Source organism: Streptomyces sp. ISL-12 (assembly GCF_018614415.1).
GTDB lineage: Bacteria > Actinomycetota > Actinomycetes > Streptomycetales > Streptomycetaceae > Streptomyces.
Genome location: NZ_JAGGOO010000162.1, coordinates 1 through 11,028, shown reverse-complemented (window position 1 = coordinate 11,028; position 11,028 = coordinate 1). Strand labels below are relative to the sequence as shown.

Here is an 11,028-nt window from a genome sequence, read left to right as displayed (position 1 = left end):
CGGGGCCTGCGGGGCCTGCGGCTGGGTGTAGCCCGGGGGCAGCGGGGCGGTCTGGTCCAGTTGGCCGTACGACGGGGCCGGGGCGGACGCCGCGAGGGTGGGCTCGGGCACCGGGGGCGGCGTCGGTACGGGCGGAGGCGCGAAGTGCTGCGCGGCGGGCTGGACGGCGGGAGCCGGGGCGGGGGCCGGGGCGGAGGCGGGGGCCGGCGCGGCGGGGACCCCGAACGCCGGGGGCTCCGGAGCCGGGGCGGGCGCGGCAGGCGGGGCGAACCCCGGAACCGCACCGGCACCGGCGGCCGGCTGCTGCGGCTCGGGCGTCTCCTCCTCGGCCACCTCGCCGCCGAAGTTCCGCAGCAGCGCGTCCAGACCGCCGTCGAAGCCCTGCCCGACGGCCGCGAACCGCCACACGTCCTTCAGGTAGAAGTCGCCGAGCATCACGGCCCGCTCGGTGGAGAACTCCGAGCCGTCGAACGGGTAGCGGGCCACCTCCTCGCCGCCCGCGACGATCCGGATGTATCCGGGACCGATCTGCGACATCTGCCCGGCGCCGTCGAGTGTCGCCGTGAAGGACAGCTTCTGGATCTGCGGCGGGATCCGGTCCAGCGTGACCCGGAAGGACTCCGTGTCGCCCGCCTGGGCGCCCAGGAGCTGAATGGCCTCCTCAGGCGACTTCGGCTGGTTGAAGAACACGAAGTACCGGTCGTCCGAGAGCCGTTCGTCGGCGTCCAGCCCGAAGCAACTGATGTCGAAGGTCAGCCCGGGCCCGGAGATCTGCACGCCTACGTACAGATCCGTGCCCGCGGTGAGATCACTGATCCTGGCCTTGTGGCCGCGTTGGAATTCCCTGGCCATGCGTACGACCGTCCCCCATCCCGAATACAAGTGCGTCGCGCCAGGCTAACGGCAAAGCCTGACACCGCCCGAAGTCGGTACGGACCCGGTACAGATGCCGGAGGGTTTCAGCGACCGCGCGCGCCGGGCACGTGCGGGAGCCGGTCGGCGGCGACCACCCCTTCGAGGTACCCCCGGGCCCGCTCGGTGCGGGGGTACACCTCCAGGAGGCGCCAGAAGCGGGGGCCGTGCCCGGGGACGAGCAGGTGCGCCAGTTCGTGGAGGAGGACGTAGTCGACGACGTACTCGGGCATGCCCTGCAGGCGGTGCGAGAGCCGGATGCTGCCCTCCGCCGGGGTGCACGAGCCCCAGCGCGTGTTCTGGTTGGTGACCCAGCGGACCGAGCTGGGACGCGCGCGTGACTCGAAGTACTGGGCGGACAGCCGCTGGGCGCGCTCCGCCAGCTCCGTGTCGCCGAGGACGCGCTTGCTCTCCTGGGCTTCCAGCTTGTCGAGCATGACGTTCACCCAGCGCTGCTCCTCCGCCTCGGACATCCGGGCGGGGATCAGCACGACGGTGCGGTCGCCCTCGCGGTACGCGGAGACCGTCCTGCGGCGACGGCTGCTTCTGCGGACCTCGATCGCGCGCGCTCCGGAGCCGCTGGGCGGCGGAGTCGTCGGCGGGCGGTGTGGCGTTCCGGCGCGGTGCAGTGGGTCGGCGGAGGACACGCCCCGACGTTACCCGCTGCACACGGGGAAGTCCCGGTTCCGGGACAGTCCGATGCGGCCTCCGCACCTTCGACCGCGCTCACATCTTGTATGACCAGTACGACGAATACCCGCTGCCTGTGGACAACTTTCGGCGCTCCGCGACGGGAACGGGCATGCTGGCACTCGCCGGCGCAGTCGTGACCACCGAGCCGGCAACACGGGGAGTACCGGAAGTACGGGGGCCTGGCATGCATCCGATGGTGAAACCCGCGCTGCGGCGCGGCTGGCGCGACCTCAACACCGTGCAGTTCGGGATGACCCCGGCGCACGCGCTGACCCTGGGACCGGTGGACACCGCGACGGGCAGTTTCCTCGAACTGCTCAACGGCACGCGAGGACTGCCGCTGCTGCGCGAGGAGGCACGCCGGGTGGACCTGCCCGACGGCCATGTCGACCTGCTGGTGAAGCGGCTGGCGCGGGCCGGGCTCCTCGACGACTCCCGTGGCGGCGGCCCCGCCGCCGACGCCCTGCGCCAGAACAAGCAAGCCCTCGACCGGCTCCGCCCGGATCTGGCCTCCCTCTCCCTGACCACCTCCGGGCCGGGCGACGCCATCGGCCGGCTGGCCGCCCGCCGCGCCCAGCGTGTGCAGGTCAGAGGCGCGGGCCGGGTGGGCGCCGTCCTGGCGTCGCTGCTGTCGGGTGCGGGGGTCGGCGAGGTCGACGTGCGCGACGGCGGTCACGTCGAGCCGTGGGACGTCGCCCCCGGCGGGCAGCCCGCCGAGGCGGTCGGCGACCGCCGGGACGAGGCGGCCCGCCGTGCCGTCCGCCGGGCAGCCCCCGACCGCGCACCGCGCCGCGGCCGCACAGCGCAGCCCGAGGACGGCGGCCCGGGCTTCGCCTTGGTGATCATCGCCTCTCGCGACGACATCGCCGTGCACGCGCCCCAGGCGTCCGCCGCCGAGCCCCTCATGGCCTCCGGCACGCCTCATCTCTACGCCGGCGTGGTGGAAGGCACGGGAGTCGTCGGCCCCTTCGTACTGCCCGGCGAGACGGGCTGCGCGGGCTGCCTCCACGAGAGCCGCACCGACCAGGACCCGGCCTGGCCCCGGCTGATCACCCAATGGCGTTCGGGCTCTCAGCGCCGGGTACGGCCCTGCGACCTCGCCCTGGCCACCACGGTCGCCGGACTGGCCGCCGCGCACGCTCTCGCGTTCCTCGACGGCCACGTCCCCTCCAGCGCCGGCGCCCGCTGGGAGGCCGCGCTGCCCGGTCTGCACTGGCACACGCGGCCGGTCCCGGCCCATCCCGCGTGTCCCTGCGCGGCGGCAGGGGCAGGCGAGGAGAAAGGTGAGCAGGAACACCCCTCCGAGGAGAGGGAGCGGCGCGAGACAATGGCGGAGCAACGGCCGTCAGCACGAGTACGACGCGGAGCGCGGGCGGCGCGGTCGGCTGGGACTTGGAGGGCGCATGTCTGATCTTCCCCGGAAGGCGGTCACCCGGACCGCCAAGCTCGCCGCGCTCCCGCTCGGCTTCGCCGGGCGGGCGACCTGGGGGCTCGGCAAGCGGATCGTCGGTGAGTCCGCGGAGCTGGTCGGCCAGCAGTTGCAGCAGCGCACCGCCGAGCAGATGTTCAAGGTGCTCGGGGAGCTGAAGGGCGGGGCCATGAAGTTCGGCCAGGCCCTCTCCGTCTTCGAGTCGGCCCTGCCCGAGGAGATCGCCGGTCCCTACCGGGCGGCCCTGACGAAGTTGCAGGAGGCGGCCCCGCCGATGCCGACGCGCACGGTGCACACCGTGCTCGGCGAGCAGCTCGGCGAGGACTGGCAGGAGCTGTTCCTGGAGTTCGAGGACAAGCCCTCCGCGGCGGCCTCCATCGGCCAGGTACACCGGGGCGTGTGGCACGACGGCCGCGAGGTGGCGGTCAAGGTCCAGTACCCGGGGGCCGGCGAGGCCCTCCTGTCGGACCTGAACCAGCTCGGCCGCTTCGCCCGCCTGCTGGGCCCGCTCATCCCCGGTCTGGACATCAAGCCGTTGATCATGGAACTGAAGGACCGGGTCTCGGAGGAACTGGACTACGGCCTGGAGGCGCAGGCCCAGCGGGCACACGCCGAGGAGTTCGCGGACGACCCGGACGTCCTGGTGCCGGACGTGGTCCATCAGTGTGACCAGGTCCTGATCACCGAGTGGATCGACGGGGTCCCGCTGTCCGAGGTCATCACGGACGGCGCCCCTGAGCAGCGCGACCGGGCCGGCCAGCTCCTGGCCCACTTCCTGTTCGCCGGCCCGGCCCGCACCGGGCTCCTGCACGCCGACCCGCACCCGGGCAACTTCCGGCTGCTGCCCGGCGGCCCGGACGGCGAGGACGACTGGCGGCTGGGAGTGCTGGACTTCGGCACGGTCGACCGTCTCCCGGGCGGTCTTCCGGTCACCATCGGCACCTGCCTGCGCATGACCCTCGCCGGCGCGGCCGAGGCCGTCCACGAGGAGCTGCGCGCGGAAGGCTTCATCAAGGAGACGGTGGAGCTGGACCCCGACGCGGTCCTCGACTACCTCCTGCCGATCATCGAACCGGCCCAGGTCGACGAGTTCACCTTCACCCGTGGCTGGATGCGCAGCCAGGCCGCCCGCATCGGTGACATCCGCTCCCCCGCCTACCAGCTGGGCAAGCAGCTCAACCTGCCGCCGGCGTATCTGCTGATCCACCGGGTGACGCTGAGCACGATCGGTGTGCTGTGCCAGCTGGGTGCGACGGTGCGGCTGCGCGAGGAGCTGGAGGCGTGGCTGCCGGGGTTCGTGGCGCCGACAGAGGAATCCATGGCGGAGCCGGTGGACGAATCCGCGGCGGAGCCGATGGAGGAAGAGGAGTCGGCGGCGGAGGCATAGGGCCGGGACCGGGGCCGGGACCGGCGCGCCCGCGCAGACGCGGGGAATGACGCGCCGCGGGGGCCGGTCCGTTCGGACGGACCGGCCCCCGCGAGGAGAGCTTCGCCTCCCCGGCCGGGGAGGCCACCGCTTCGGGTGGGATCGGTTACTGCATCACGGCCATGGCGAGCGCACGCCGGGCACGCATCGAGGCGCGCTCCGCCCTGCGCTGCATCCGGCGGGCGGTCACCAGGCGCACGGCCCGGCGGTACCGCTCGGCCTCCCGCAGTCGCTCTTGCATATGCGCACGAGCCAGGGCTTCTGGGATGAGTTGCATCTCTCGGGTCCTGTTCTGGCGCGAGTCGTTCGCACCACTGGTGGTGAGGTCTTCGGGTGCGGAGCCTGTGGGCTCGTGGGTGGACGGCTTCATCGGGGCCTGCTTCGTGGGGTCGTACGTGAGGGGACGGTCGATCGTGCCTGCGGTGTTCATGCCGTGACCGGGTTCTTGCGCGGGCGGCCACGGGGCCGCTTCCGGGCGACGACGACACCCTGGACGAACAGCTCGCCGCCCCAGACGCCCCAGGGCTCACGCCGCTCCTTGGCGCCGGCGAGGCAGGCCTCGACCAGCGGGCAGGTACGGCAGAGGGACTTGGCGTACTCGACGTCCGCCGGCGACTCGGCGAAGAAGACCTCCGGGTCGTAGGAACGGCACGGGACGGGCACGCCGAGATTCTCGATGGCGTCGTCGAGCGCGGTGAGCGCGGTGAGCGGGGTCAAGGTGGGGTCCTCCGTGGAGCCGGGCTCGGGGATAGTGCCGGAAGGTGGTACGGACGGGGCGTGCGCTTCGAGTTGCACGGTTCGTCTTCCTCGTCTGATCGGTCCGGCCGGTCGGCCGGGGCGGCTTGGTACCGGGTTCTCTGGTTGTCCCGAGGCCCTTCGCTCTGTCGTCCCCGTTCGGGACAAACAGAAGGGCCGCGGATCCCGGGTGGGGTTCCGCGGCCCTGAAGGCGCCGGCCTGATCGAATCAGGCTGGATCACTCCAGGGTTCTGGCCCACGGAAGGCCCACATCAGGTGGTGCTGCGTCGTCTGCTTCCGGAATCCGGCACCGGCCGCCGCAAAGGCATAGGCGTGCGCCTGTGCCACTACTGCCGCTTCCAGTGCCTTGGTCGGTCGCTCATCGCGCTCACGGACGGGCAGGCCCGAGAGAGCGAGGGGGGACGCCGGACGGACGGCACGAATGCCGGACAGACCGGTGCCCGGGTTGGAGGCGCCGAGCATGGACGAGGAGACGGTCGGGCGATCGGTCAGTTTGCTGACAGAGCTGACGTTGCTGATGTTGATGCTGATCACTGGACTCGCCTCCTCTCGGCGTCTCGGGGGATCGGCGCGAACCGGTCCACGGATATGCAAGTACAACACGGATTCAGGGCCTTCGGGAAGGCCGCTGCTCCCGTGTCCAAGAACCTATGGGGATTGCTGGGGCATGCGCAAACTATTTTTTCGACGAGTTGGGATCAATCGTCGTCGCCCGCTGCGTCGATGTCCTGACCGGCGCAGATGGCCAGGACATCGGCTCCGTACCGGGTGAGCTTGCGGGCTCCGACGCCCGGGATCCGGGCCAGCTCCCGTTCGTCCTCCGGGACGGACTCGGCGATCGCCATCAGCGTCTTGTCGGTGAAGACGCAGAAGGCGGGCTGTCCGCTCAGCCCCGCCTGCACCGCTCGCCAGCTGCGCAACCGCTCGTAGACGCCCTCGTCCATGTCGGAGGGACAGCCCTCGCAGCGCATCAGTTTCATTTCACCGGCGTCGGTGAGGGTGCGCCCGCAGACCCGGCAGCGGGCCGGGCCGCGCTGGGTGCGCCGCGGAGCCGGGGTGAACGCGGAGCGGCCCGTGAGGCTCGCGAGGCCGTGCTCCACTCCCCCGGCGCCACCGGCGGCCACCCGTCCCCCCGCACCGGCCGAACCCGGCCGCAGTCCGTCGAGGAACCGGCTGGGACGGCGGCCGGCCCGGCCACCGGGCGAGCGGGCCAGTGCCCAGGAGAGGTGCAGGCGTTCACGCGCGCGGGTGACGCCTACATAGAGGAGGCGACGCTCCTCCTCTATCTGTTCGTCGGTCTTCGCATAGGTGATCGGCATCATCCCCTCGGCCAGGCCGACCAGGAAGACGACGTCCCACTCCAGGCCCTTGGCCGAGTGCAGGGAGGCGAGGGTGACGCCCTGCACGGTGGGGGCGTGCTGGGCGCCCGCCCGCTCGTCGAGTTCGGCGACGAGGTCGCCGAGGGAGGCGCCGGGCCTGGCCGCCGCGAAGTCCTGCGCGAGGTTCACCAGGGCGGCCAGCGACTCCCAGCGCTCGCGGACCGCACCCGATCCGGCCGGGGGCTCGGACGTCCAGCCCTCCCCCGACAGCACGGCACGGACCTGGGACGGCAGGTCGACGGTGTCGTCGAGGAGGGCGTCGTTGCCGCCGAAGCGGGCCGCGGCGCGCAGTGCCGTGCCCGCCTTGCGCACCTCGGGGCGGTCGAAGAACCGTTCCGCGCCGCGCAGCTGGTAGGGCACTCCGGCGTCGGCGAGGGCCTGCTCGTAGATCTCCGACTGGGAATTGGTGCGGAACAGCACGGCGATCTCGGCGGGCCGGACGCCCGAGTCGATCAGCTCGCGGATGCGGCGGGCGGCGCCCTCGGCCTCGGCGGGCTCGTCGGTGTACTCGGTGTAGACGGGCTCGGGGCCGGCCGGGCGCTGGGAGAGCAGTTCCAGGCGGTGGTCGGCGGCGCGGCCCCGGGCCTGGGCGAGCAGGCCGTTGGCGAGGTGGACGACCTGGGGCGTGGAGCGGTAGTCACGGACCAGCTTGACGACCGTGGCCCCGGGGTGGCGGATCCGGAAGTCGAGCAGGTGGTCGGGGGTTGCTCCTGTGAACGAGTAGATCGTCTGGCTGGCGTCGCCGACCACGCACAGGTCGTCGCGGTCGCCGAGCCACAGGTCCAGCAGCCGCTGCTGGAGGGGACTGACGTCCTGGTACTCGTCGACCACGAAGTGCTGGTACTGGGCGCGGACCTGCTGGGCCACGTCCTGCCGGTCCTGGAGGATCCCCACCGTCAGCAGCAGCACGTCCTCGAAGTCGATCACCCCGCGTCCGCGCTTGAGCTCCTCGTAGGCCACGTAGAGCCGGGCGATCTCCGCGGGGTCGCGGGGCGCCTCACGGCCGGCTTTGGCCGCCGCGAGAGCGTAGTCGTCCGGAACGGTCTGGGTGACCTTGGACCACTCGATCTCGCCGGTGACGTCCCGCAGCTCGCCCCGGTCGAGGCGGATGCGGCAGGCCGCGGCGGCGTCGGCGACGAGCTGGATCTTGCGGTCGACGATCCGGGGCAGGGAGCCGCCGATGGCTTTCGGCCAGAAGTACTGGAGCTGGCGCAGTGCCGCCGAGTGGAAGGTACGGGCCTGGACGCCGGCGGCGCCGAGCTGACGCAGCCGGCCGCGCATCTCCCCGGCCGCGCGGTTGGTGAAGGTGACGGCGAGCACGGTGCTGGGCTGCAGGATGCCGGCTCGCACCCCGTAGGCGATGCGGTGGGTGATCGCCCGGGTCTTGCCGGTGCCCGCGCCCGCCAGTACGCACACCGGGCCGCGCAGGGAGGTGGCCACTTCGCGCTGCTCGGGATCGAGTCCGTCGAGCACCGCGTCGGCCGAGTCCGGTACCTGCGGGAAGAGGGTGGAGTGCGTTGCTGCTGTCACACAGCCATGCTGCCAGGTCGGGCGGGACGGGAGCGCCGGTTGTCCACAGGCGGGGCCTCGCGGTCGTACTAATGCGGGCTTCGTCTCGTCCCGGCCCGTGCCGTCCCGTCCCGTCCCGTCAGGTGGGTCTCGTACGGGAAGCTCGTGTGGGACCTCGTACGAGAAGCCCGTGCGGGAATTCGTACGGGAATGGGGACGCTGCCGCGGACGTTGTCGCAGTGCGAGTGAACGCACCCCCGAGCCGTTGAAGGAGCACGAGAGACATGCCGGGCACTGTGACGATGTACAGCACCACGTGGTGCGGCTACTGCCGCCGGCTGAAGAGCCAGATGGACCGTGAGGGCATCGCGTACACCGAGATCAACATCGAGCAGGACCCGGATTCGGCCGCGTTCGTGGAGAAGGCGAACGGCGGGAACCAGACGGTTCCCACTGTTCGGGTAGTTCCCGCCACTGGTGGCGACGAGGTCGTGATGACGAACCCGAGCCTTGCCCAGGTGAAGCAGGCGCTCGCGGTCTGACGCTCTCCAGCGCTTCGCCCCCTCTGGTCAAGGCCACCGGAGGGGGCGCTCTGTATGTAGGGGAAGCGGACAGCGAGCCCGCGCACAGCCAGTCACCCGCCGTCAAGACACGCCGCCGCAGTCCTGTGCGGCGCCTCGCCGGGGTACTTCATGCAACAACGTGCATACCCACGTTCGTGCATGGACGCCCGAGCGTGCCCCTCGTACGGTCGTGTCCAGCGGCCCAACCGGGGCCACGAACAAGGGGGTTTCGCATGGCACGCGAAGAGCTGACTCGGCTCACCGGTAACGGGAATGGGGAGTGCGGCGAAGACGACTGCCCGAACGTGTACCGCACGCAGCGGGGAACGTTCGTCGTACAGGGCGACACGTCCGACGCCTTCATCCCGCCGCAGGGGGAAGGGCTTGTGGAGATTTCCGAGAGCGTTCTTCGGGAGGCTGTTCGTGCTCTTGGATGGTGACGAGTGGCGGGCGATGCTCCGGGAGTTCCAATCGGAGGCATGGCGCTTGGAGACTCTGCCCCAATACCTCGTACCGCAGGAATCCGGAGAGCTCGAAGCCTTCCGGGCCGGTAAGCGAATCGACCCGCACACCTACTCGTCCGCATACACAGAAGACCTGAAGCGACTTCGCGGCGAAGGGAAGCGCAAGGGTCGCGTGCACATCGTGACTCGGCCGCTCTCCGAATACCTGCGCTTCGAGTTCTCCCGGTACTACGCCCCTCACGTACTTGCCGGAGAAGACGTGCGAATCCTCGACGTGACGGACCGAGAGAATCCGTTGTCGGGCGTTCGGGACTTCTGGATGTTCGATCACTCGACGGTCGTTCTCATGCACTACGAGAACGATGGGACGCAGATCAGCCGTGAACTGTACGAGGGTGAGCCGGCGGACTTCATCGAGTACCAGCGCATCGCCATCACTGAATCGATTCCCTTCCTGGAGTACGTGAAGGAGTGACGTTCGAAGCCGAGCAGCTTGGCGAGTCCGGTCCGGAACTTGCTTCGCTACTCCGAGATCTGCGCAAGCGAGCCGGTCTCTCCGGGGATCGGCTCGCGGCGCGCTGCAACATGTCTCAGTCCAAGGTGAGCCGGATCGAGAACGGCAAGACGCGTCCATCCCTTGTCGACGTGGAACAGATCCTGAGAGCCCTTGAAGCACCACCGGAACTGGTCGCCGAGGTTTCCGCACTCGCCAGGCTGGCCAACACCGAGTGGCGGAATCTGCGAGAGCTACGCCGTAAGGGGCTGGGGACACGGCAAGCGGAGTTGAAGGCGCTCGAAGCGTCCTCGACGAACATGCGCTACTTCCTGCTCTCGATGATTACCGGGCTACTGGCCACGCCGGAATACGTACGGGCCAGCCTCGCTCACTCCCCGGCAGATACGAGCAAGGCGGTAGCGGGGAAGCTGGAACGGCAAGCCATCCTCTACGACACGTCGAAGCAATTCACGTTCCTCCTGACCGAACAGGCGATTCGCTGGCCGGTTGTCTCCGCGTTGGCGTTGGCCGAACAGATGGACCGCCTGTCTTCCCTGTCCTACCTTCCGAACGTGCGTATCGGCGTGATTCCTCTCGGGGCGAAAACGCCCAGAACTCCACTGAATACCTTCACCATCTACGACACTTCCTTCGTCACCATCGAAACCTCAGCGGGAAGTCTTGTCCTGCGCGACGGCCGAGATGTTCAGAGCTACTCGAAGGAATTTGAGGGGTACGAGGAATCCGCGTTGTTCGGGGAGGAGCTTCGAGTAAGGCTTGCCGAGTGGTCGGCTGCGTGCCGTTCATGATCTTCAGTCCACAACGCGCATGACGCGCGGACCCGTGCGTATTCCAAGGGATCATCTTTCGGCAGATACCCAGTCGGGAGGCCGTACGGGATGAGCACACCGAAGACGACGATGACGGGGCCGGTGCATGTGACAGCTCCGGTCGGGGAGCCGGACTCTGTGGCAGGTTGCGGCGTATGCCTCGGCATCGCTGTGACTCGAACCAACGCCCGATCAGTCGGGGACTACTCGAAGGTGTCCGATGCGAACGTCGTTCTCCGTACGCACCTGCGGGAAGAGCACGGGGCCGAGTGATGGTGCGCTCCCTCATGCGATACGTGAGGCACAGGATCACGCAGCACCCAGACACTGACGTGACCTTCGAAGCGGAGTGTCTTCACTGCAAGTGGACGGCCACGCCCGCCACGGACGGCGCGGCGGTCGACGTGGCGTGCATGAGCCACACAGGCCGGAGCGGACACAAAGGCTTCCGGCGTGTCTGTACGTCGTTCGCGATGGTGGTCCGGGACGAGTGACCGACAGGCCCCCGGCGCCCTGAGGGACGGCGAGCACCACGACCGTGTCGGCGGTCTCTGAACCTGGACCCCTTTG

12 protein-coding genes are annotated in these 11,028 nt (G+C 70.0%); 6 read left to right on the top strand and 6 right to left on the bottom strand.

The annotated features are described in order from the left end of the window. Both J7I94_RS34930 and J7I94_RS34925 read right to left on the bottom strand, forming a co-directional pair. Positions 1–852: TerD family protein (locus J7I94_RS34930; protein WP_215173880.1), on the bottom strand; the 852-nt coding region annotated here is incomplete at its 3' end. A gap of 107 nt (positions 853–959) precedes the next feature. Next, a complete protein-coding gene (locus J7I94_RS34925) occupies positions 960–1,559 on the bottom strand; it encodes a M48 family metallopeptidase (RefSeq protein WP_215173879.1) in 600 nt (199 codons plus the stop codon). Between the two features lie 230 nt (positions 1,560–1,789). Between J7I94_RS34925 and J7I94_RS34920 the strand changes: the two genes are divergently transcribed. Together J7I94_RS34920 and J7I94_RS34915 are read left to right on the top strand one after the other, a co-directional pair. Beyond that, positions 1,790–3,016 carry a ThiF family adenylyltransferase gene (locus J7I94_RS34920; RefSeq protein WP_215173877.1) on the top strand — a complete coding sequence of 409 codons (1,227 nt, stop codon included), beginning with the start codon at positions 1,790–1,792 and terminating at the stop codon, positions 3,014–3,016. Next, positions 3,009–4,421, top strand: a complete 1,413-nt coding sequence (locus J7I94_RS34915; RefSeq protein WP_215173875.1) for an AarF/ABC1/UbiB kinase family protein — start codon at positions 3,009–3,011, stop codon at positions 4,419–4,421. Before J7I94_RS34920 ends, J7I94_RS34915 begins: the two co-directional genes overlap by 8 nt. 145 nt (positions 4,422–4,566) lie before the next feature. Here J7I94_RS34915 and J7I94_RS34910 read toward each other — a convergent pair whose 3' ends face one another. The 4 genes from J7I94_RS34910 to J7I94_RS34895 all read right to left on the bottom strand — a co-directional run bounded on the left by J7I94_RS34910 (position 4,567) and on the right by J7I94_RS34895 (position 8,126). After that, positions 4,567–4,890 carry a hypothetical protein gene (locus J7I94_RS34910; protein WP_215173873.1) on the bottom strand — a complete coding sequence of 108 codons (324 nt, stop codon included), beginning with the start codon at positions 4,888–4,890 and terminating at the stop codon, positions 4,567–4,569. Further along, positions 4,887–5,255, bottom strand: a complete 369-nt coding sequence (locus tag J7I94_RS34905; RefSeq protein WP_215173872.1) for a WhiB family transcriptional regulator — start codon at positions 5,253–5,255, stop codon at positions 4,887–4,889. Before J7I94_RS34905 ends, J7I94_RS34910 begins: the two co-directional genes overlap by 4 nt. Before the next feature lie 169 nt (positions 5,256–5,424). Continuing rightward, positions 5,425–5,751: a hypothetical protein gene (locus J7I94_RS34900; RefSeq protein WP_215173870.1), complete on the bottom strand. Its 327-nt coding sequence runs from the start codon at positions 5,749–5,751 to the stop codon at positions 5,425–5,427. A 164-nt stretch (positions 5,752–5,915) separates the two neighbouring features. Continuing rightward, positions 5,916–8,126: an ATP-dependent DNA helicase UvrD2 gene (locus J7I94_RS34895; RefSeq protein WP_215173868.1), complete on the bottom strand. Its 2,211-nt coding sequence runs from the start codon at positions 8,124–8,126 to the stop codon at positions 5,916–5,918. A gap of 263 nt (positions 8,127–8,389) precedes the next feature. On the opposite strand from J7I94_RS34895, the gene J7I94_RS34890 reads away from it, so the two are divergent. The 4 genes from J7I94_RS34890 (at position 8,390) to J7I94_RS34875 (ending at position 10,437) form a co-directional block, all read left to right on the top strand. Further along, positions 8,390–8,647, top strand: a complete 258-nt coding sequence (locus J7I94_RS34890) for a mycoredoxin (RefSeq protein ID WP_215173866.1) — start codon at positions 8,390–8,392, stop codon at positions 8,645–8,647. Positions 8,648–8,901: 254 nt separating this feature from the next. Next, a complete protein-coding gene (locus tag J7I94_RS34885; RefSeq protein WP_215173864.1) occupies positions 8,902–9,108 on the top strand; it encodes a hypothetical protein in 207 nt (68 codons plus the stop codon). Then, on the top strand, positions 9,092–9,607 hold the full coding sequence (locus J7I94_RS34880; RefSeq protein ID WP_215073757.1) for a DUF6879 family protein: 516 nt from the start codon (positions 9,092–9,094) through the stop codon (positions 9,605–9,607). The genes J7I94_RS34885 and J7I94_RS34880 overlap by 17 nt, the downstream gene beginning before the upstream one ends. After that, positions 9,604–10,437 carry a helix-turn-helix transcriptional regulator gene (locus J7I94_RS34875; protein WP_215173862.1) on the top strand — a complete coding sequence of 278 codons (834 nt, stop codon included), beginning with the start codon at positions 9,604–9,606 and terminating at the stop codon, positions 10,435–10,437. Before J7I94_RS34880 ends, J7I94_RS34875 begins: the two co-directional genes overlap by 4 nt. Positions 10,438–11,028 lie beyond the last annotated feature (591 nt).

Coding starts and splice junctions, on each gene's coding strand:
- J7I94_RS34920 (WP_215173877.1), top strand. CDS start 1,790: ATGCATCCGATGGTGAAACCCGCGCTGCGGCGCGGCTGGCGCGACCTC.
- J7I94_RS34915 (WP_215173875.1), top strand. CDS start 3,009: ATGTCTGATCTTCCCCGGAAGGCGGTCACCCGGACCGCCAAGCTCGCC.
- J7I94_RS34910 (WP_215173873.1), bottom strand. CDS start 4,890: ATGAACACCGCAGGCACGATCGACCGTCCCCTCACGTACGACCCCACG.
- J7I94_RS34890 (WP_215173866.1), top strand. CDS start 8,390: ATGCCGGGCACTGTGACGATGTACAGCACCACGTGGTGCGGCTACTGC.
- J7I94_RS34885 (WP_215173864.1), top strand. CDS start 8,902: ATGGCACGCGAAGAGCTGACTCGGCTCACCGGTAACGGGAATGGGGAG.